At 48.9% G+C, this 21,116-nt stretch carries 17 protein-coding genes and 1 pseudogene; 12 read left to right on the top strand and 6 right to left on the bottom strand.

The features are described from left to right. From L350_RS24820 to L350_RS01930, 4 genes and pseudogenes are all read left to right on the top strand, one after another. Window positions 1-210: pseudogene (locus L350_RS24820) on the top strand (transposase); the annotation flags it as partial. Window positions 211-221: 11 nt separating this feature from the next. Next, entirely contained in the window at window positions 222-1,148 is a 927-nt protein-coding gene (locus tag L350_RS01925) for a hypothetical protein (RefSeq protein ID WP_000262423.1), read from the top strand. Between the two features lie 352 nt (window positions 1,149-1,500). Then, on the top strand, window positions 1,501-1,800 hold the full coding sequence (locus tag L350_RS0122720) for a helix-turn-helix domain-containing protein (RefSeq protein ID WP_001097216.1): 300 nt from the start codon (window positions 1,501-1,503) through the stop codon (window positions 1,798-1,800). Between the two features lie 563 nt (window positions 1,801-2,363). Beyond that, complete coding sequence (locus L350_RS01930; protein WP_001239419.1) at window positions 2,364-4,190, top strand: AAA family ATPase; 1,827 nt, start codon at window positions 2,364-2,366, stop codon at window positions 4,188-4,190. Window positions 4,191-4,358: 168 nt separating this feature from the next. Here the strand turns inward: L350_RS01930 and L350_RS01935 are convergent, their stop codons facing one another. From L350_RS01935 to silR, 4 genes are all read right to left on the bottom strand, one after another. After that, on the bottom strand, window positions 4,359-4,709 hold the full coding sequence (locus tag L350_RS01935) for a CopM family metallochaperone (RefSeq protein WP_000647571.1): 351 nt from the start codon (window positions 4,707-4,709) through the stop codon (window positions 4,359-4,361). Window positions 4,710-4,856: 147 nt separating this feature from the next. After that, complete coding sequence (gene silE / locus L350_RS01940) at window positions 4,857-5,288, bottom strand: silver-binding protein SilE (RefSeq protein WP_000790485.1); 432 nt, start codon at window positions 5,286-5,288, stop codon at window positions 4,857-4,859. A 244-nt stretch (window positions 5,289-5,532) separates the two neighbouring features. After that, window positions 5,533-7,014 (bottom strand): copper/silver sensor histidine kinase SilS, encoded by a 1,482-nt coding sequence (gene silS / locus L350_RS01945; RefSeq protein ID WP_000555733.1) that lies wholly within the window; start codon window positions 7,012-7,014, stop codon window positions 5,533-5,535. Continuing rightward, window positions 7,007-7,687 (bottom strand): copper/silver response regulator transcription factor SilR, encoded by a 681-nt coding sequence (gene silR, locus L350_RS01950; protein WP_000697966.1) that lies wholly within the window; start codon window positions 7,685-7,687, stop codon window positions 7,007-7,009. Before silR ends, silS begins: the two co-directional genes overlap by 8 nt. 189 nt (window positions 7,688-7,876) lie before the next feature. Here silR and silC point away from each other — a divergent pair, with 189 nt between their 5' ends. From silC to L350_RS01985, 7 genes are all read left to right on the top strand, one after another. Further along, entirely contained in the window at window positions 7,877-9,262 is a 1,386-nt protein-coding gene (gene silC, locus L350_RS01955; RefSeq protein ID WP_001507116.1) for a Cu(+)/Ag(+) efflux RND transporter outer membrane channel SilC, read from the top strand. A 27-nt stretch (window positions 9,263-9,289) separates the two neighbouring features. Continuing rightward, the gene (locus L350_RS01960) at window positions 9,290-9,643 is read left to right on the top strand and encodes a Cu(+)/Ag(+) efflux RND transporter periplasmic metallochaperone SilF (RefSeq protein ID WP_001246152.1); all 354 of its coding nucleotides are present in this window, start codon (window positions 9,290-9,292) and stop codon (window positions 9,641-9,643) included. 113 nt (window positions 9,644-9,756) lie between these two features. Continuing rightward, window positions 9,757-11,049: a Cu(+)/Ag(+) efflux RND transporter periplasmic adaptor subunit SilB gene (gene silB / locus L350_RS01965; protein WP_001446341.1), complete on the top strand. Its 1,293-nt coding sequence runs from the start codon at window positions 9,757-9,759 to the stop codon at window positions 11,047-11,049. A 10-nt stretch (window positions 11,050-11,059) separates the two neighbouring features. Beyond that, the gene (gene silA / locus L350_RS01970) at window positions 11,060-14,206 is read left to right on the top strand and encodes a Cu(+)/Ag(+) efflux RND transporter permease subunit SilA (RefSeq protein ID WP_001759379.1); all 3,147 of its coding nucleotides are present in this window, start codon (window positions 11,060-11,062) and stop codon (window positions 14,204-14,206) included. A gap of 85 nt (window positions 14,207-14,291) precedes the next feature. Then, window positions 14,292-14,732: a DUF411 domain-containing protein gene (locus L350_RS01975; protein ID WP_032626859.1), complete on the top strand. Its 441-nt coding sequence runs from the start codon at window positions 14,292-14,294 to the stop codon at window positions 14,730-14,732. Window positions 14,733-14,859: 127 nt separating this feature from the next. Further along, window positions 14,860-17,328: an Ag(+)-translocating P-type ATPase SilP gene (gene silP / locus L350_RS01980; RefSeq protein ID WP_032626857.1), complete on the top strand. Its 2,469-nt coding sequence runs from the start codon at window positions 14,860-14,862 to the stop codon at window positions 17,326-17,328. Window positions 17,329-17,368: 40 nt separating this feature from the next. Continuing rightward, entirely contained in the window at window positions 17,369-17,566 is a 198-nt protein-coding gene (locus tag L350_RS01985) for a DUF2933 domain-containing protein (RefSeq protein ID WP_000843494.1), read from the top strand. A 33-nt stretch (window positions 17,567-17,599) separates the two neighbouring features. Here L350_RS01985 and L350_RS01990 read toward each other — a convergent pair whose 3' ends face one another. Then, the gene (locus L350_RS01990) at window positions 17,600-18,337 is read right to left on the bottom strand and encodes a peptidoglycan DD-metalloendopeptidase family protein (RefSeq protein ID WP_000287499.1); all 738 of its coding nucleotides are present in this window, start codon (window positions 18,335-18,337) and stop codon (window positions 17,600-17,602) included. 274 nt (window positions 18,338-18,611) lie between these two features. Next, window positions 18,612-19,061 (bottom strand): hypothetical protein, encoded by a 450-nt coding sequence (locus tag L350_RS01995; protein ID WP_032626854.1) that lies wholly within the window; start codon window positions 19,059-19,061, stop codon window positions 18,612-18,614. A gap of 234 nt (window positions 19,062-19,295) precedes the next feature. Between L350_RS01995 and pcoA the strand changes: the two genes are divergently transcribed. After that, entirely contained in the window at window positions 19,296-21,113 is a 1,818-nt protein-coding gene (gene pcoA / locus L350_RS02000) for a multicopper oxidase PcoA (protein WP_000925243.1), read from the top strand. The last annotated feature ends 3 nt before the right edge of the window (window positions 21,114-21,116 follow it).

Raw genomic sequence — 21,116 nt, 5'->3', positions numbered from 1 at the left:
GTCAGATGCTATAAAAATAAAAGAGTAGACTGGAGCGAGAGAGATATTATCTCATCATCATTAATAAATGATGTTTTATCTCAGGGGCAGTACTCGATGTCACTTACAAGTCTAGATGCTTTACTGGGAGGGCATGGCTGGCTTTTGAAATACAGAGATAAACTACCAATGACAATGATACTTCTCAGAAAAATGGAACTAATTAAATAAGAGGGAGTTATATGGTTTACGAAAATGAATTGTGGCACAGTTTTCTTCTGCGTTCACAGATAATGTATAACTTATCCAATTGCAGGAACATAATATCAAAGCATGGCGCACTAAGGTACGATGCCTTTCCTCGTTTCGAACTGATTGATATGTACAAATTGCATAGCTTGCAGGATATATATGACATTCTTGCCACTAGAAATGGTTATATACTAACTTCCAATATAGTGTCGTTATCTTCTGGTGTTTACGGGTATTTTAACGCTGTTGAAGATGCCTGTCGGAAAAATTTTCACATAACTAATTCATATCCATTGGTAAACATCTCAAACATTCGTTACTGTCACAAATGTATTGTTGAAGATATACACTCTAAAGGCATTGGTTATCTGCGTCATAGATGGTTGTTTGAATCTAAATGTGCAGTTCATAGTACCAGTTTATATGAGGTTTGTTTTGATAACTATTTGAATGCAGTGAAAGGACTTAGTGACTTAATTATAAGTGGAATAAATCCTCATGGTTATTGTTCCCTTGTGGTTGACGTTTCAAACCCTTTCAAAAATCCAGTGTATATATTACCATGTGCACGTAATAAAATTTTAAAATGGATTTCGGACAATAAAAATATGCTGATTTACTTTCTCTTTGATCTCTTCAAATGTAAGTCGCATTCAAGTTTATCTAAGGTTATCGAAGTCAAGATAATGCATGATAGATATATTTCTGCGGTGTTCAAGATGTTAAGTGAAGTTAATTTTTGTAATTTCAACTCATTTATTTCTGATATTTTTGAGGACGTAAGTTATGCCTCTATCGGACTTGATGATTATTCTGTTAATGTGCATTTTCTCAGGCTAAGGGCTGCAGATTGTAAATTTTGCCAGTTGAATGGTAAATATTTTTGCTCACTTTACAATGTAAAACTTCTTCGCTAATTTCACTTCATTTATAAAATACTAAGAAAGCTAGTTAGATAATGTTTTATATTTTGACTGGGGCAGGAATAAATTATCACTCATAGAGTTTCCCTGGGGGTTACCACCTGTGTATGATGCCGGTTAGCAACAACGTCTAAAAGACCTGCGATCACGTGGGTCCCTCTCCAGCAAAGGGGCAAGGGGTGCTATATAACGGTGTACTGCTTACCCAATACGGCCTTGTATTTGAAAGATGCCGCATCTTGGCAAGATTCGTATTACAGCCTATAGTCTGTTAATGAGCATTACAGCCTATATGCTGTAAATCCCTGCGTTATGCTTGTTAACCCGTCGATACGGAAGGTCACTTATGAACACTCAATACGCTTTGAAGACTTTGAATCAGTTACGTCCTGTTTTAATCGGCTTTCGCAAAGCCAATGGACTGACGCAAAAAGATGTTTCTGAACGTTTGGGTATAACACAGCAAACTTATGCCCGACTAGAGGCCAACCCTGCAAGTGCGGGTTTTGAGCGTTTGTTTAGGGTGTTCAGCGTCCTTGGAGTGGAGATCGTACTTTCATCCAGGGAACCATTGTCAGATGCAAAGCCCGAATACGGAGCTATGCACAATTATTCTTCACTTCCAGCCAGGCGGGAGAAATGGTGACGCCTGGCGCTTCCCGGTCTAATTTTTCTTCAACAAGATTAACCCCTTAGCGGCCTGAAGTATCAGGTTGCGATAGAGCCTTTCATTTCTTCTGTTATGTTAAATACACCATTTTGAGCTATTTCGCTCGGCCTTAAATTATCTCTTCATTCTTCAGTGAAAATTTTATGTCGATCACGTTATCGATGAATTTAGGAAATAATCCGTAAATGAAAATCTATCTTCTTTTAAATTCATCAGTGTCAGTAGCAAATATTACGCATAAAAGAATGGTTATTATTATCATTTAAATTATAAAGCTCATGAGTCAATTCCAAAAAATATAATAAGCATTGAAATCATTACCCGTGATTCTGGAGTTTTAACTTTGCCATGTAACCAACCACAAGTTAGTTTCCGGTGTTTTGAGGGGCAGTAAAGTTCTGAAAGCGCGACCAGATCATAATCCCGAAATGTCGTTAAGATATTCTGAATAACGGTTATCCCTGCTTGTTGGCAGGCATTTGAAAATATATTTTGTATTCAGGTTGCAGCAAAACGCTTTCTTACACACAGGACTTCATATGCGGCTCAGAAAATTAAAACTGAAAAACTTCAGAGGCTACAGAAACTCTACTGAAATCATTATTGATGAAAGCATGACGGGTATTGTCGGTCGTAATGACTTTGGGAAATCAACGCTTCTGGAAGCGCTGGCTATTTTTTTTGAAACAGAAGGAATGAAGGCTGACAAGAATGACATGAACTGTTTCAGCCTAAGAGAAGGGGACGGCCGTTTTGAAATAGCCTGTGAATTTGATGACCTGCCCGATTTTATCATGATCGACGACAGGGTGCAGACCACGCTCGCCTCAGAACATCTGCTGAATGAGGACGGCAATTTTGAAATCGTCAAAACGTTTAAAGCAACGACCTCAGGAAAACCGGAGCAGACCTGCATCCGCTGCATCCACCCGGATGAGGAGCCCCTGAGAAATTTACTGGGCATGAAAATTTCTGAGCTCAAGGCGGTGGGAAAAGAAGTTGAAAAAAATGTGGCGGATAAACGCACTGCATCGTTATGGCGTCAGGCCATCAGGGAAGCCGCAGCCCCCTATACCTGTTCGGAAATTATGCTGGATGTCGATAAAGAGTTCGGAACCGACACAAAATCATTATGGGGTAAGATCCTCGATTTGCTGCCCACGTATGCGATTTTCAAAGCCGACAGGGAAAGCAGCGACGGGGATTCCGAAGCTAAAAACCCCTTACAGCAGGCCGTAAAAGACGCTCAGGCTGCGCTGCAGGACAAAATTACAGCGCTGGAAAATGAGATTCAGGACAGCGTCCTGGATGTCGCACAGAGAACGCTGGATAAATTACGTGAAATGGCCCCCGAACTCGCCAGTGAACTGACTCCACGATTTAAGGAGAAACCCAAGTGGACCTTCAATTTCACCCTGGACGGGGAAAATGGCATCCCCATCAATAAGCGCGGCAGCGGGATAAGGAGGCTTATCCTGTTGAATTTTTTTCGGGCTGAGGCTGAAAAGAATGTCGCGGGGACGCCCAGAAATGTGATTTATGCCATAGAGGAGCCTGAAACGTCACAGCATCCGAACTATCAGATGATGCTGATGAAAGCGTTACTGGCACTGGCAGGCCAGCCGCACCGTCAGATTATCGTCACCACCCATGTCCCGGCGCTGGCCGGATTAATCCCTGTCGAAGGCGTACGTTATGTTACCCGAAATGAGGCGGGTGAACCCGTAGTAAAAATGCCGGATGACGCAGTGCTGAAGGAAGCCACTGAAAGCCTGGGGGTGCTGCCAGAGACCGGTATGGAAAGGGCGCAGGGGATTGTTCTGGTAGAGGGAAAGTCGGATGTTACTTTCCTGAGGCATGCGGCCAGTTCATTAAAACAGTCAGGTGCGCTGCCAGCCTCTCTGGAGGACGTGAAAATAGTGCCAGTCCTCATAGGAGGGTGTGGTAGCGTCAAACACTGGGTTACATTGAATCTGGCCAAAGATCTGGGGCTTCCCTGGTGCGTATTTCTGGACTCCGATATTGGGGGAGACCCTGCACAGGTTCTGTCCATCCAGAAGCGTAAAAAAGAAGTAGAGGAGGCCGGTAAGGTATTTTTCGCTACGCGCAAACGTGAGATAGAAAACTATCTGTGCCCGGATCTTATCGAGGAAATTACTGGTGTAGCCGTCACGTTTACGGACACCTGTGACGCTAAAAAAATAATCGGCCGGGCTGTGGGAATGAAACCCGATAATGTACTAGATAAATTCTGGCCTCAGATGACATCAGAAAGAATCATCTCAAGATCAACCTATCATGACGGAACGCAGGAGAGAAGCGAGCTGGTTGAGATCCTGAGCGACATTGTATCCATGACGAGATAATGTATTAAATAAGCATCTCAGGTGCATATATTCCGGTCCTCAACAAAGGACCGGAGTACAGAGTAGTAAAAACCCGCAATTAATCGGGTTTGAATTATATAAAGATTAACCGACTCCCGCGCCCAGGAATGATGTAAAATCACGCTTGTCGTGACATTTCTACAATGTTTACTTTTGACTATCAAGCCATTTATTCATCTGCTCAATTTCACCTTTTTGAGCTTTAATGATGTCCTGCGCGAGCTTTCTCATTTTCGGATCTTTTCCGTATTTGAGCTCGGTCTCAGCCATTGCTATTGCCCCTTCATGGTGCGCTACCATGCCTTTCGCAAAAGCCTTGTCGGGATCGGACTCATTTACGGCAGCCATCATTTTGTCATGCATGTCTTTCATGCCAGCCATATATTCCTGTGACGAAGCCGAGGTAGACATATCAGTCATTTTCATTTCTGAATGTTCTGCTGAAATCGCTGGCAGGGATAACATTAATACTGCAAATAAAGTGTTTCTGGCTTTCATAAAAAATATCCTTTTAGCGTTGATGCCCGTTAACTGTAGCAGAATCTGATAAAAATGCCCCCTGTAGGGGGCAAAGATGTTGCCATATATCCGGTTACGGAAAAATCTATCAAGGAAATAAGGACAGCACAGATACTTCCCTCGCCGTCAGCCTGCACTGAGCATGCGACGATGCGCTTCGGCCATGGCCTGATGTGGGCCAGACTGACCGTTATTCATAAATTCATGGGCAACTGCAGCTCTTTCATGCTCATTCATTGCCGCTAATGACTTCGACGGCCCGGTAGGGGAAACGGTCTGACTTCCCATCATCCTCTGATGACTTTCCACCATTTTCTGGTGCGCATCCGCCGACCCGTTCGTCATGGTTTCATGAGCAATAATGGCCTGTTCATGCTGGTCCATACCGGCCATACGAGGTGCAGTCCCCTGGATCCCGACAGGAGCCGCAGCAGACTGCATCTGGTGAGCAGGTGCCTGTGCATTGTTGACCCGCTCATGGATATTCACGGTTTCAGTGGCCCAGGCCGAAGAAATTAAGCCAAAGCCCAGCAAGGATGCTAATACGATATTTTTCATGATAACTCTCCATTTCTTAATTAGTGATGTCCGGGGGAGTACAACCGGTGTTTTCAGTTCCATAACTGAAACAGGTTCGGAAGTGTTTATTTCTCCGGGAGGGGACTGGATATTCATTTCCTGGCGTCCACTGACGCCGGATATTGATAAAGCAATCCAGCCTTCCTGATAAGTTGCACTAATTATATCGAATGGCTTCTGTTTGCTGCATGACAGGCTAATGACATCTTTGTCATTTAAATCTTTATTCCCAGCACTGGGTGTCCGGAATCATTTTCTCCAGTCTGGGCACGGATAAGATAAAACGCGTTGAGTGTACGTCCGATTCCACCTGCACTCTTCCGTGATGTGCTTCCACGATTGACTTCACAATCGCAAGGCCGATGCCGCTGCCTTCTCCTTTTCGTTGTCTGGACGGATCCACCCGATAAAAACGGTCAAACAACCTTGATAAATGCTCTTCAGGGATTGGTTTCCCCGGATTTTCAATCACAAGGTCAAAAAAGCTCTCCTGCTCTCTTATTGAGACGGTGATTGCCTGTCCCTCTGGGGTATAACGCAGGGCGTTGGATAACAGATTATTGATCGCTCTTCTGAACATTTGTGGATCTCCCTCAACCAGGCAGGGCATCCCGTTAAATTTGAGCATAATATTGCGTTCTTCGGCCCAGGCTTCGAAAAACTCGAAGACTTTCATGACTTCTGCTCTGAGGTCAAACCGAACCCTGTCAGGTATCAGCTGATTATTGTCCGCCTGTGCCAGGAACAGCATGTCGCTGACCATTTTGGTCATCCGGTTATACTCTTCAAGGCTGGAATAGAGGACATCCTCAAGTTCCTTCTGCGTTCGATCCTGACTCAGAGCGATTTCAGTCTGCGTCACCAGATTGGTGATGGGTGTTCTGATCTCGTGCGCGATATCGGCAGAGAAATTGGCCTGGCGGGTAAAAACATCCTCAATCTTTCCAATCATATGATTGAACGAGATAACCAGCTGCTCCAGCTCAATGGGAACGCGTGTCGGTTCCAGCCGCGCATCAAGATTCTCGGAGGTGATGTTTTTAATGGCATTGCTGACATTACGAAGGGGCAGGTGCCCCTGACGGACAGCAATGCGAATGATCAGAACAATCAGCAGGCTTATCACGACGGCAATCGCAATCAGATTTTTTTTCAGCGCATCGAGGTAATGGAGATGGAAATTAATGGAGAGGCCAGTCAGCATGACATAGTTCTGCTGTTTGCCCTGAAATGTCGCCTGGCCAGAGGAGGCGATAATCCGGTACGTTTCCATCTTCATTCCGGACCCGGTATCCATCGCTCTCGCAGTATCCTCCACCGTCCAGAGAAAGACATCCCGTGCGCGGCTGTGCTCGCTAAAATCGGCTGAATTCACGGCCGGGCGTAGTGCTGCCCCCTGCGCAGAGCTGTACAGCACCTCACCCCGGGGATTGAGGAGCAAAAGGGCAACGTTGCGGTAGCTGGCGATCGATTCCTTTATTTTGCTTACTTTTTTTTCATCCGGATCTGCCGGGGACTGGAGTATACGGCTCAGTGTGGTGCTGATTTGTTGCAGATCGCTGACATCCTGCTCGGCAAAATGCTTTTCAACAGAATGCAGCATAAACCAGGTGAAGGCGATAAACGCCAGTATTGTGGACAGGCTGATAAAAAAGGTCAGCCGCAGAGCGAGTGAGAAAGGTCGTCTGGACGGTTTGCTATGCATCCGGGATCTCCAGCATGTAGCCCACGCCCCGCACTGTCTGGATCAGTTTTGTCCCGTAATCGTTGTCTATTTTAGCGCGGAGTCGCTTTACTGCGACATCAATCGCGTTAGTGTCGCTGTCAAAATTCATGTCCCAGACCTGAGAGGCAATCAGGGAGCGGGGAAGAACTTCTCCCTGATGGCGAATGAAGAATTCCAGCAAGCTGAACTCTTTACTGGTGAGCACAATGCGGTTCCCGGCGCGGCTGACTTTTCTGGATACGAGATCAACCGAGAGGTCAGCCACTTTAAGCTGGCTTTCCGTGATCATCGTGTTTCCCCGCCTGAGGAGGGTTCTTACCCGGGCGAGCAGTTCAGCAAACGCAAAGGGCTTCACCAGATAATCGTCCGCACCCAGCTCAAGTCCTTTGACCCTGTGTTCAATCGTGCCAAGGGCCGTCAGCAGTAATACCGGCATCCCCTTTCCGGCACTGCGCAGCATACGGATGATATCCCAGCCGTTTACATCAGGCAGCATGATATCCAGGATGGCTAAATCATACTCGGCTGTCATGGCAAGATGATATCCGGTCAGACCATTATCAGCGTGATCCACGACGAACCCCGCCTCTGTCAGCCCCTTGCTGAGATATTCACCTGTTTTAATTTCGTCTTCAACGATTAATATTTTCATCATGCTCCCCGGCTGGCTGCTAATGTCATTTTATTGCGCCCACGATCGTTATCAACGGATTACAGCAAAAATGACAACATTGTCATTATCCTGTCACCCGGCAAACAGAGAGCGTTCGGTAAAGTATCCCTATCAATACTCTGGACTTCGTTTGAACCATTTACCAGGTCTGCCTGTACGAGAAGCGTTATGTTCAAATTAAAATTACTCAGCATCAGTACCATATTCATCCTGGCTGGTTGTGTTTCTCTGGCACCTGAATATCAGCGTCCGCCAGCTCCGGTTCCCCAGCAGTTTTCATTGTCTAAAAACAGTCTGACGCCTGCGGTAAACAGCTATCAGGATACGGGCTGGCGAAACTTTTTTGTCGATCCCCAGGTCAGCAGGCTGATCGGTGAAGCCCTGAATAATAACCGTGATTTGAGAATGGCTGCCCTGAAGGTTGAAGAGGCCCGGGCCCAGTTCAACGTCACGGATGCAGATCGTTATCCCCAACTGAATGCCTCATCCGGGATCACATACAACGGTGGTCTGAAAGGTGACAAGCCGACCACACAGGAGTACGACGCGGGTCTGGAGCTCAGCTATGAGCTCGATTTTTTTGGCAAACTTAAGAACATGAGTGAGGCTGATCGCCAGAACTACTTTGCCAGCGAAGAAGCCCGTCGTGCCGTACACATCCTGCTGGTCTCCAACGTTTCACAGAGCTATTTCAGCCAGCAACTGGCGTACGAACAACTCCGTATTGCGCGGGAAACGCTGAAAAATTATGAACAGTCTTATGCATTCGTTGAGCAACAACTGGTGACCGGGAGTACGAACGTTCTGGCGCTTGAACAAGCCAGGGGGCAAATCGAAAGTACCCGCGCCGAAATAGCCAAACGAGAAGGCGATCTGGCTCAGGCAAACAATGCCCTGCAACTGGTGCTGGGAACGTACCGCGCAGTTCCGTCAGAAAAAGGGATTAAAGGTGGGGAGATCGCACCAGTAAAATTGCCACCAAATCTGTCGTCACAAATATTGCTGCAGCGTCCGGATATTATGGAAGCGGAATACCAGTTGAAAGCGGCTGATGCCAATATTGGCGCAGCGCGAGCGGCTTTTTTCCCGTCCATTACCCTGACCAGTGGTCTCTCCTCAAGCAGTACGGAGCTGTCCAGCCTCTTTACGTCAGGAAGTGGAATGTGGAATTTTATTCCTAAAATTGAAATTCCTATATTTAATGCTGGCAGGAACAAAGCCAATCTGAAGCTGGCTGAAATTCGCCAGCAACAGTCCGTGGTTAATTACGAACAAAAAATTCAGTCAGCCTTTAAGGATGTTTCCGACACGCTTGCGCTGCGCGACAGCCTTAGCCAGCAACTTGAGTCACAGCAGCGTTATCTTGATTCACTTCAGATAACTCTACAGCGTGCCAGAGGATTGTATGCAAGTGGTGCTGTCAGTTACATCGAAGTGCTGGATGCAGAACGTTCCCTCTTCGCGACGCAGCAAACCATTCTCGATCTTACCTATTCCCGACAGGTTAACGAAATTAATCTGTTTACCGCGCTGGGTGGCGGTTGGGTAGAGTAAATTTATTCAATTAATCAGGAAATTAAAATGCGTAATTCACTTAAAGCCGTTTTATTTGGTGCCTTCTCTGTCATGTTTTCTGCCGGTCTTCATGCTGAAACACATCAGCATGGCGATATGAATGCTGCCAGTGATGCTTCGGTACAGCAGGTTATCAAGGGCACCGGTATCGTTAAAGACATTGATATGAATAGTAAAAAGATTACCATTTCGCACGAAGCAATCCCGGCGGTGGGCTGGCCTGCAATGACCATGCGCTTCACTTTTGTTAATGCAGACGACGCTATCAATGCCCTGAAAACCGGCAACCATGTCGATTTCTCGTTTATTCAGCAGGGCAATATCTCCTTACTCAAAAGCATTAACGTTACTCAATCCTGATTAACAGTCCGGAGCGAATACATCCAGTGCGCCTGAACATTCATTATGGGATTACTGTGAATGAATAATCGTGCGCATATGCCAGGTGTTTTGATTTTTCAGCGAGAAATTGTATGGCTTCTTTAAAGATAAAATATGCTGCAATAATTATCAGCAGCCTCATAGCAGGGGGGCTGATATCGGTTACTGCCTGGCAGTATTTAAACTCATCACAAAAAACAGTACCAGCAGAACAAAAGGCACCGGAGAAAAAGGTACTTTTCTGGTATGACCCTATGAAACCGGATACCAAATTTGATAAACCCGGAAAATCGCCTTTTATGGATATGGACCTTGTGCCGAAATATGCTGATGAAAGTGGCGATAAAAGCAGTGGCGGGATCCGTATCGATCCAACTCAGGTTCAGAATCTGGGATTAAAAACGCAAAAAGTCACGCGAGGAATGCTGAATTATTCTCAGACAATCCCGGCTAATGTCAGTTACAACGAATATCAGTTTGTCATTGTGCAGGCGCGTTCTGACGGTTTCGTCGAAAAAGTGTATCCCCTGACGATTGGCGATCATGTGAAGAAAGGCACTCCGCTTATCGATATCACCATTCCTGAATGGGTTGAGGCACAAAGTGAGTTTCTGCTGTTATCCGGTACAGGCGGTACGCCAACCCAGATAAAAGGGGTTCTGGAGCGACTTCGTCTGGCTGGTATGCCGGAAGAGGATATTCAAAGGCTGCGTTCAACCCGCACAATCCAGACCCGTTTTACCATTAAAGCACCTATTGATGGTGTCATTACTGCATTTGACCTGCGCACCGGCATGAATATTTCCAAAGATAAGGTGGTGGCTCAGATTCAGGGGATGGACCCGGTCTGGATCAGCGCTGCAGTGCCAGAATCTATCGCCTATCTGCTGAAAGATACGTCGCAGTTTGAAATTTCGGTACCGGCTTATCCGGATAAAACATTCCATGTCGAAAAATGGAACATTCTTCCCAGCGTGGATCAGACAACCCGCACGCTTCAGGTCCGCCTCCAGGTTACTAACAAGGATGAGTTTCTCAAGCCGGGCATGAATGCCTATCTCAAACTGAATACCCAAAGTCAGGAGATGCTGCTGATACCAAGCCAGGCCGTTATCGATACCGGCAAAGAACAGCGCGTGATTACTGTTGATGATGAAGGCAAGTTTGTGCCGAAACAGATCCACGTTCTGCATGAATCACAGCAACAGTCCGGCATTGGCTCCGGTCTTAATGAAGGCGATACCGTGGTGGTCAGTGGCCTGTTCCTCATTGACTCCGAAGCCAATATTACGGGCGCGCTGGAACGTATGCGCCACCCTGAAAAAACAGAAAACAGTATGCCAGCAATGTCTGAGCAGCCTGTAAATATGCATTCAGGGCACTGAGGAGACGACGATGATTGAATGGATTATCCGGCGCTCTGTCGCCAACCGTTTCCTGGTCATGATGGGCGCACTGTTTCTCAGCATCTGGGGCACATGGACGATAATTAACACGCCGGTCGATGCGCTGCCTGACCTGTCAGATGTGCAGGTCATTATTAAAACCAGCTATCCCGGACAGGCTCCGCAGATTGTAGAAAACCAGGTCACCTATCCGCTTACCACCACCATGCTGTCCGTACCTGGCGCAAAAACCGTGCGTGGCTTTTCACAGTTCGGTGATTCGTATGTGTATGTCATTTTTGAAGACGGGACCGATCTGTACTGGGCCCGTTCGCGCGTGCTGGAATACCTGAATCAGGTTCAGGGCAAACTGCCTGCGGGTGTGAGCTCTGAAATCGGTCCGGACGCCACGGGAGTGGGCTGGATATTTGAATATGCCCTGGTCGATCGCAGCGGAAAACACGACCTTTCAGAACTGCGTTCTTTGCAGGACTGGTTTCTGAAATTTGAACTGAAGACCATCCCGAACGTGGCTGAGGTAGCCTCGGTTGGTGGCGTGGTGAAGCAGTACCAGATTCAGGTCAATCCGGTAAAACTGTCCCAGTATGGGATCAGCCTGCCCGAAGTGAAACAGGCTCTTGAATCGTCTAACCAGGAGGCCGGTGGTTCATCCGTTGAAATGGCCGAAGCGGAGTATATGGTCCGTGCCAGCGGTTATCTTCAGAGCATTGATGATTTTAATAACATCGTCCTGAAAACAGGTGAGAACGGCGTGCCGGTTTATCTGCGGGATGTTGCCCGCGTGCAGACCGGGCCCGAAATGAGGCGTGGTATTGCCGAGCTGAACGGCCAGGGAGAAGTCGCTGGCGGCGTGGTGATCCTGCGGTCGGGTAAAAATGCGCGCGACGTTATCACGGCAGTGAGGGATAAACTGGAGACGCTGAAGGCCAGCCTGCCGGAAGGCGTTGAAATCGTGACCACCTACGATCGCAGCCAGTTAATCGACCGGGCGATTGATAACCTCAGTTCCAAACTTCTGGAAGAGTTTATCGTGGTGGCCATCGTCTGTGCTCTGTTCCTGTGGCACGTACGTTCTGCCCTGGTGGCGATTATCTCTCTGCCGCTTGGCCTGTGTATCGCCTTTATCGTCATGCACTTCCAGGGACTGAACGCCAATATCATGTCGCTGGGAGGGATAGCGATTGCCGTCGGTGCGATGGTGGATGCCGCCATTGTGATGATTGAAAATGCGCACAAACGGCTTGAGGAGTGGGATCATCAGCATCCGGGTGAGCAGATTGACAACGCCACCCGCTGGAAGGTGATTACCGACGCCTCCGTGGAAGTGGGACCCGCGTTGTTCATTAGCCTGCTGATCATCACCCTGTCCTTTATTCCTATCTTTACCCTGGAAGGGCAGGAAGGTCGTCTGTTTGGCCCGCTGGCATTCACGAAAACGTACTCCATGGCGGGAGCGGCCGCACTGGCCATCATCGTCATTCCTATTCTGATGGGATTCTGGATCCGGGGGAAAATTCCTGCAGAGACCAGTAACCCCCTGAACCGGGTGCTGATCAAAGCGTATCATCCTTTGCTGCTGCGGGTCCTCCACTGGCCAAAAACAACCCTGCTGGTTGCGGCCTTGTCCATTTTCACGGTTATCTGGCCACTGAGTCAGGTGGGCGGTGAATTTCTGCCGAAGATTAACGAGGGCGATCTGCTGTATATGCCGTCGACCTTGCCTGGCGTCTCTCCGGCAGAAGCTGCAGCGCTCCTGCAGACAACAGACAAGTTAATCAAAAGCGTTCCTGAAGTGGCTTCTGTATTTGGCAAGACCGGTAAAGCAGAGACCGCAACGGATTCCGCGCCGCTCGAAATGGTGGAAACCACGATCCAGCTCAAACCTGAGGATCAGTGGCGTCCCGGCATGACAATTGACAAGATTATTGATGAACTCGACAGGACAGTCCGTTTACCGGGTCTGGCAAACCTCTGGGTGCCGCCTATCCGTAACCGTATTGATATGCTCTCAACCGGGATCAAAAGCCCGATAGGTATCAAAGTGTCCGGGACTGTTCTGTCCGATATCGACGCGACGGCGCAGAGTATCGAGGCGGTAGCCAAAACCGTGCCTGGCGTGGTGTCTGTCCTGGCTGAGCGACTTGAGGGCGGGCGCTACATCGATATCGATATCAACCGGGAGAAAGCCTCCCGCTACGGGATGACGGTAGGTGATGTCCAGCTGTTCGTCTCTTCAGCAATCGGAGGTGCTATGGTGGGTGAGACAGTTGAAGGGGTGGCCCGGTACCCTATTAACATTCGCTACCCGCAGGATTACCGGAACAGTCCGCAGGCGCTGAAACAGATGCCGATCCTGACCCCGATGAAGCAGCAGATCACGCTGGGCGATGTCGCGGATATTAACGTCGTTTCTGGACCAACCATGCTGAAAACCGAAAATGCCCGGCCAGCCAGCTGGATTTATGTTGATGCCCGCGGCAGGGACATGGTGTCGGTGGTTAACGACATTAAGACGGCCATCAGCGAGAAAGTGAAACTGAGACCGGGAACCAGTGTGGCATTCTCCGGACAGTTTGAACTGCTTGAGCATGCCAACAAGAAACTGAAGCTGATGGTGCCGATGACGGTGATGATCATTTTCATCCTGTTGTATCTGGCATTCCGCCGGGTTGACGAAGCCCTGCTGATCCTGATGAGCCTGCCGTTCGCCCTGGTTGGCGGAATATGGTTCCTGTACTGGCAGGGCTTCCATATGTCAGTGGCGACCGGAACCGGGTTTATCGCCCTGGCCGGGGTGGCAGCAGAGTTTGGCGTGGTCATGCTGATGTATCTGCGTCATGCCATTGAAGTGCACCCGGAATTGTCCCGTAAAGAGACGTTCACACCGGAAGGTCTTGATGAAGCCCTTTATCATGGTGCCGTACTGCGTGTCCGGCCGAAAGCCATGACCGTGGCGGTGATCATCGCGGGTCTGCTGCCGATACTCTGGGGAACCGGCGCAGGTTCAGAAGTCATGAGCCGTATTGCGGCCCCCATGATTGGCGGGATGATCACAGCTCCGCTGCTGTCCCTGTTCATTATTCCTGCCGCCTATAAACTCATCTGGCTGCGCAGACATAAAAAGAGCGTGTCATAACCCTGAAAGGACACCCCTGCGGGTGTCCTTTTGCATAAATTCACCCTGACGTCAGGGTTTACATCGATAACATACAGAGGTGAGTATGAAAAAAATAATTTTATTGGCCCTGGCTTTTGGCCTTTCACTTCCGGCAATGGCAGGTGAAAAAGTAATAGACATGTACAAGTCTGAAAACTGTGGTTGCTGTTCCCTGTGGGGCAAGGCGATGGAAAAGGACGGGTTTGAGGTACGGACCCACGTCATGAATGATCAGGCTCTGTCAGCCCTGAAAGAAAAATATGCTGTTCCTGCTGAGCTGAGAAGCTGTCATACCGCAGTTACTGGTAATTTGATCATTGAAGGTCATGTGCCTGCCACAACGATACATAAGGCAATGCAGTCTGGTTCAGGGATTTATGGCCTTGCCACCCCCGGTATGCCTGCGGGAAGCCCGGGAATGGAGATGGGGGCCCGTAAAGAGGCTTACGATGTTATCGCATTCTCTCCGGAGGGCAGTAAAAAGATCTTCCAGCGAATCGAATAGTCAGCGGAACGGCTGATAACGGGACGCCTGTAGCAGGCACTCCTGTGCCGGCGACATTCGTGGTAATCGCATCCATGACATAACCTGAATACAGAAGACGCTTCAGGTTTGCATAAGGAGAGTTACTGTGAAAAATGACAATGCAGTGCAACACAACAACCAGACTGCCTCTGAACAGACATTATCCCCGGACGAGAGTCACGTATTGCATAAGGTGAGAGATCCCGTGTGCGGGATGACAATCATGCCCGATAAGGCGCACAGCAGCATTCGATACCAGGAGCATCAGCTTTATTTCTGCTCCGCCAGCTGTGAGAGCAAATTTAAAGCTCATCCCGATCATTATCTTACAGAAGATGCCAGTGAACATTCCCATCACCACCATCACCACCATCACCACCATCACCACCATCACCACGAGGTCATCCCTGATCAGATAAAACAGCCTCACCACCAGGCGGAGAACGATATTTCTGAAGGTGTGTGGACATGCCCGATGCACCCGGAGATACGCCGTCGTGGTCCAGGAAGCTGTCCTGTCTGTGGAATGGCACTGGAACCACTCGTAGCCACGGCATCCACGGGGCCAAGCGATGAACTTCGCGACATGACAAGACGCTTCTGGCTGGGGTTGTTGCTGGCGTTTCCGGTTCTGATACTCGAAATGGGATCTCATCTGTTTCCCGCCTTGAGAAATATAGTATCGCCACAGTACAACACATGGCTGCAGCTGCTTCTGGCCTCTCCTGTCGTGTTGTGGTGTGGCTGGCCATTTTTCGCCCGGGCCGGGATGTCGTTACGTAACCGTTCCCTGAATATGTTTACCCTTGTTGCTATGGGGACCGGCGTAGCCTGGGTTTACAGCGTCATTGCAACTGTCTTCCCCTCCTGGTTTCCTGCATCGTTCAGAAACATGGATGGCCTGGTGGCCGTTTATTTTGAAGCCGCGGCAGTAATTACGGTGCTTGTACTGCTGGGACAGGTTCTTGAGCTGCGGGCACGGGAACAAACCTCAGGTGCCATTACTGCGCTTCTGAACCTTGCCCCCAAAACCGCCAGGCGGCTGGACCATGACGGTCATGAAACGGATATTAATGCGGAAGATGTCCTGCCTGGCGATAAGCTCCGCATCAGACCTGGGGAGAGTATTCCGGTCGACGGTATCGTGGTCGAAGGCACAACAACCGTTGATGAATCGATGGTGACCGGGGAGTCTATGCCGGTTACCAAAACGGAGGGTGCCCCTGTCATTGGGGGGACGATTAATCAGACAGGTAGTCTTATCATCCGTGCAGAGAAAGTCGGAGATGAAACGATGCTCTCACGAATTGTTCAGATGGTCGCTGATGCACAGCGTTCGCGAGCCCCCATCCAGAGAATGGCTGACAGCGTTTCAGGCTGGTTTGTTCCTCTGGTGATACTTATCGCGGTTGTTGCTTTCGTGATCTGGTCTGTCTGGGGGCCCGAGCCCAGGATGGCGCACGGTCTGATTGCGGCTGTGTCGGTCCTGATTATTGCCTGTCCCTGCGCGCTGGGGCTGGCCACGCCGATGTCGATAATGGTGGGGGTGGGCAAAGGAGCCCAGGCCGGGGTGTTAATCAAAAATGCCGAAGCCCTTGAGCGTCTTGAAAAAGTGGACACGCTGGTTGTCGACAAAACAGGCACGCTCACGGAAGGTTCGCCTACGGTGACAGGAATTATCAGTCTCAGTCCGGGTGGGGAAGCCTCTCTTTTGCGTGTAACGGCCGCAGTGGAAAAAGGCTCGCAGCATCCGCTGGGTATGGCAGTCGTCAGAGCAGCACAGGAAAAGGGGATCGCAATACCCGCAGTCACTCATTTCGATGCGCCGTCGGGTAAAGGTGTCACAGGCGATGTCGAAGGTCAACGGATTGTTATTGGTAATGAACTGGTTATGCAGGAAAACAGTATCGTTGTTGATAATCAAAAGGCCGTTGCGGATACGTTGCGGATGGAAGGCGCTACCGTTATCTATGTGGCCACGGACGGGGACCTTGCAGGCCTGATAGCTATTTCGGATCCCGTGAAAGCAACCACGCCGGATGCACTTAAAGCGTTGCGTCAGGCGGGGATCCGCATCGTTATGCTCACCGGGGATAACCAGCTTACCGCTGAAGCAGTCGCACGGAAACTGGGAATAGATGAGGTTGAAGCCGGGATTCTGCCGGATGGCAAAAAAGCAGTGATAACCCGACTGAAAGCGTCTGGCCATGTGGTTGCGATGGCCGGAGACGGTGTGAATGATGCCCCGGCGCTGGCAGCGGCTGACGTGGGAATAGCCATGGGAACGGGTACAGATGTGGCAATTGAAAGTGCCGGAGTCACCCTTCTCAAAGGCGACCTGATGATACTGAACAGGGCCCGTCATCTGTCAGAGATCACCATGAAAAATATCCGACAGAATCTGTTTTTTGCATTTATCTACAACGCACTTGGTGTGCCGGTGGCTGCAGGCCTGCTTTATCCTGTGTATGGAATACTGCTGTCGCCAGTTATTGCGGCGGCGGCCATGGCTCTTTCTTCCGTCAGCGTCATTGTGAATGCGTTGCGTCTGAAAAGTGTCAGGCTCGGGAAATAACACTGAGTGAAGGGTCTGTTATGAACAGAAGGAGTCCAGTATGAAAAGTACCACCTATGCGCTTATTGCTGTCGCCGCGATCGCGGCATTTGCCCTCCTGCGAGAACACTGGTCACATGTGGCAGGTTACTGGCCATATCTGTTATTGCTGGTCTGCCCGCTAATGCATCTTTTCCACGGCCACGGAGGGCATGGGGATCACCAACATCACGGAAGTGAAAACGATAAAAAAAATTAATCCGGCAAACGGGGCCGCGTCGCGGTCCCGTTATCAGTCCAGGTATCGTTCGTAGTCTCTGGCATGCGCAAAGGCATGCTGTTCGAGTTTGTTATCAGCGGGTGCCGATGCCCGGAACGCCAGTGAATTAACAGGATTGTTATTGATGACCAGCTCGTAATGTAAATGAGGACCGGATGAACGTCCACTGTTACCGGATAACGCAATAGCACCTCCCCGGGTAACTCTGGCCCCTTTAGTAACGAGTATTTTATTGAGGTGGAGATAGCGAGTTTTAACACCGGCTTTTCCCGTTACTTCAACAAAATATCCCATGGTACTGTTGTATTCGGCCCGGGTGATTTTTCCGTCGATGACGCTGACTATTTTCGTGTTCATGGGCATGGAATAATCAATGCCATTATGGGGACTCACTTTTCCCGATACCGGGTTAAGTCTTGCAGGATTGAAAGGTGAACTGAGTCTTGCTGTGGCTGGTAACGGATAATCGAGACTGCCTTTCCCGGAAGTATCGGAAAGATTATAGAACTTTTTGTCTGATATACGATACGCCGTGTAATTAAATGAGCCGGACGTAAATTTATAAGCCACTACACGTGATTTTCCCGCTTTCTTTTGCAGTACGAGTTTTAATGATTCATTTTTTTTCAAATGCCGAAGATTAAAGCGGGAAGGCAAAGAGCGCTGAAGGATAGCGATCTCGTTCGATTCCAGCCCCGAGCGGGTGGCTGAAAGGTAAGCATTTTCTTTTACGACATCGGTAGAATACATTTACTGGAATTCGCCGTTAGCATGAACACTGCGGCGTATGCTAGGGGTTTTCAGGAGGCGTGTCATCTGCCAGTTAATCGGGAGCACCGTTGATGGTCGTCATTTTTGTAACATATCTTGTTTCCCGTTTGCTCCTGAAGATCTGGGAACTGTATGACCAGCCTGACGGTGATGATTAACGGGACTGAAACAGGTTACGGCAGAGCAATATGGGGCTCATGTCCTGCTACGTAACCCGTCAGTAAAGCCCTGCTAAGCACTAACCCGCCTGCAGTTACCTGGAGGAATACAGGCCGCGAAGCTTTCTTGCCTGTGTCTGATGAGCTTCCGCACCGGCATTATTGACCTGCTCATGCACGAGGGCGGCTTTCTCTCCGGCATTCAGTTCGTTAAAAGAAGAAGAGGAGGTCTTTGAATTTGCACCACTGTCGGACAGCATTTTTTTATGTTCCTCAATCATTTTCTGATGTGCATAGGACGCGCTGTTGTTCATAAATGAATGAGCAACAATGGCCCTTTCATGTTCATTCATTTCAGAGAATGAGGGCGTGTTGTTTTTATTAATCCTGTCCGGTAAGTTTTCATGCGTCGAGGAATTCACATGACTGACGGCTGAGGCATTATTAACAAATCGATGTGCTTCATGGGCAATATCACTGGACTGAGCAAAAGCTGCCCCACAAAATAAAGCTGTAAACGCAGTGGCCGTGATTAATATATTCATGTGTAATTACCTTCTGAGGTACATAAAAGATGTCCTTATGATCATATATAAAAATAATCAACCTGTGGGGAAGATGACGTAAATGTAATACAGCTATGTACATTACACGATTGTAATGAATTTGTTTCTTAAGGTGTGCTAGATTCATTTCATTGTAAGTGGATGAACCAGTAATTTAATTTAAATCGGTTCTCGAATTCTGTCAGTAACCATACTTTAAATAAGGGAATGCGCATGCTGTTGAAAACGTCTCGACGAACTTTCCTGAAGGGGTTAACCCTCTCTGGCGTAGCCGGAAGTCTTGGCGTATGGAGTTTCAATGCGCGTTCCAGTCTGAGCCTGCCAGTTGCCGCATCCCTGCAGGGTACTCAGTTTGACCTGACCATTGGTGAAACGGCCGTCAATATCACGGGCAGTGAGCGTCAGGCCAAAACAATCAATGGAGGCCTGCCGGGGCCCGTTCTTCGCTGGAAAGAAGGTGACACCATTACCCTGAAGGTCAAAAACCGTCTTAATGAACAGACGTCCATTCACTGGCACGGCATTATTCTTCCGGCCAATATGGATGGTGTTCCGGGGCTGAGTTTTATGGGCATAGAGCCTGATGATACCTACGTTTACACCTTTAAGGTTAAGCAGAACGGGACTTACTGGTACCACAGCCATTCCGGTCTGCAGGAACAGGAGGGGGTATACGGTGCCATTATCATCGATGCCAGGGAGCCAGAACCGTTTGCTTACGATCGTGAGCATGTGGTCATGTTGTCTGACTGGACCGATGAAAATCCTCACAGCCTGCTGAAAAAATTAAAAAAACAGTCGGATTACTACAATTTCAATAAACCAACCGTTGGCTCTTTTTTCCGCGACGTGAATACCAGGGGGCTGTCAGCCACCATTGCCGATCGGAAAATGTGGGCTGAAATGAAAATGAATCCGACTGACCTCGCGGATGTCAGTGGCTACACCTACACCTATCTCATGAACGGGCAGGCCCCGCTGAAAAACTGGACCGGACTGTTCCGTCCCGGTGAAAAGATACGCTTACGGTTTATCAACGGCTCGGCAATGACCTATTTCGATATCCGTATCCCCGGGCTGAAAATGACGGTCGTGGCTGCAGATGGCCAGTATGTAAACCCGGTTACCGTTGACGAATTCAGGATTGCCGTTGCCGAAACCTATGATGTCATTGTGGAGCCTCAGGGTGAGGCCTATACCATCTTCGCACAATCCATGGACAGGACCGGTTACGCTCGAGGGACACTGGCCACGAGAGAGGGGTTAAGTGCTGCCGTTCCCCCCCTCGATCCTCGTCCTCTGTTGACCATGGAAGATATGGGTATGGGGGGAATGGGACATGATATGGCAAGAATGGACCACAGCCAGATGGGAGGCATGGATAACAGCGGAGAGATGATGTCTATGGACGGTGCTGACCTTCCGGATAGCGGGACATCCTCCGCGCCCATGGATCACAGCAGCATGGCCGGTATGGATCATTCCCGGATGGCCGGAATGCCGGGTATGCAAAGTCATCCTGCGTCAGAAACGGATAACCCACTGGTTGATATGCAGGCGATGAGCGTCTCTCCGAAATTAAATGATCCGGGTATTGGTCTTCGAAATAACGGAAGAAAGGTTCTCACGTACGCGGATTTGAAAAGCCGCTTTGAGGATCCTGACGGACGTGAACCTGGCCGTACCATAGAACTGCATTTAACCGGCCACATGGAAAAGTTTGCCTGGTCATTTAACGGAATCAAGTTTTCAGATGCCGCACCGGTGCTGCTGAAATACGGTGAGCGGCTCAGGATCACGCTGATCAACGATACCATGATGACTCACCCCATTCACCTGCATGGTATGTGGAGCGATCTGGAAGATGAAAACGGTAATTTCATGGTTCGTAAACACACAATAGATGTTCCCCCTGGTACAAAACGCAGTTACAGAGTGACAGCAGATGCGCTTGGCCGCTGGGCGTATCACTGCCATTTGCTCTATCACATGGAAATGGGAATGTTTCGTGAAGTCCGGGTGGAGGAATGATGC

The organism is Enterobacter sp. MGH 4 (genome assembly GCF_000534735.1).
Lineage (GTDB): Bacteria > Pseudomonadota > Gammaproteobacteria > Enterobacterales > Enterobacteriaceae > Enterobacter > Enterobacter intestinihominis.
The sequence above is the reverse complement of the archived record's forward strand: the minus strand, read 5'-3'. Positions and strand labels throughout refer to the sequence as shown.

Coding starts and splice junctions, on each gene's coding strand:
- silS (WP_000555733.1), bottom strand. CDS start 7,014: ATGCATAGCAAACCGTCCAGACGACCTTTCTCACTCGCTCTGCGGCTG.
- pcoA (WP_000925243.1), top strand. CDS start 19,296: ATGCTGTTGAAAACGTCTCGACGAACTTTCCTGAAGGGGTTAACCCTC.
- silE (WP_000790485.1), bottom strand. CDS start 5,288: ATGAAAAATATCGTATTAGCATCCTTGCTGGGCTTTGGCTTAATTTCT.
- L350_RS01935 (WP_000647571.1), bottom strand. CDS start 4,709: ATGAAAGCCAGAAACACTTTATTTGCAGTATTAATGTTATCCCTGCCA.
- L350_RS01975 (WP_032626859.1), top strand. CDS start 14,292: ATGAAAAAAATAATTTTATTGGCCCTGGCTTTTGGCCTTTCACTTCCG.
- L350_RS01990 (WP_000287499.1), bottom strand. CDS start 18,337: ATGTATTCTACCGATGTCGTAAAAGAAAATGCTTACCTTTCAGCCACC.
- L350_RS01925 (WP_000262423.1), top strand. CDS start 222: ATGGTTTACGAAAATGAATTGTGGCACAGTTTTCTTCTGCGTTCACAG.
- silB (WP_001446341.1), top strand. CDS start 9,757: ATGGCTTCTTTAAAGATAAAATATGCTGCAATAATTATCAGCAGCCTC.
- L350_RS01985 (WP_000843494.1), top strand. CDS start 17,369: ATGAAAAGTACCACCTATGCGCTTATTGCTGTCGCCGCGATCGCGGCA.
- silA (WP_001759379.1), top strand. CDS start 11,060: ATGATTGAATGGATTATCCGGCGCTCTGTCGCCAACCGTTTCCTGGTC.
- L350_RS01960 (WP_001246152.1), top strand. CDS start 9,290: ATGCGTAATTCACTTAAAGCCGTTTTATTTGGTGCCTTCTCTGTCATG.
- silR (WP_000697966.1), bottom strand. CDS start 7,687: ATGAAAATATTAATCGTTGAAGACGAAATTAAAACAGGTGAATATCTC.
- L350_RS0122720 (WP_001097216.1), top strand. CDS start 1,501: ATGAACACTCAATACGCTTTGAAGACTTTGAATCAGTTACGTCCTGTT.
- L350_RS01995 (WP_032626854.1), bottom strand. CDS start 19,061: ATGAATATATTAATCACGGCCACTGCGTTTACAGCTTTATTTTGTGGG.
- L350_RS01930 (WP_001239419.1), top strand. CDS start 2,364: ATGCGGCTCAGAAAATTAAAACTGAAAAACTTCAGAGGCTACAGAAAC.
- silC (WP_001507116.1), top strand. CDS start 7,877: ATGTTCAAATTAAAATTACTCAGCATCAGTACCATATTCATCCTGGCT.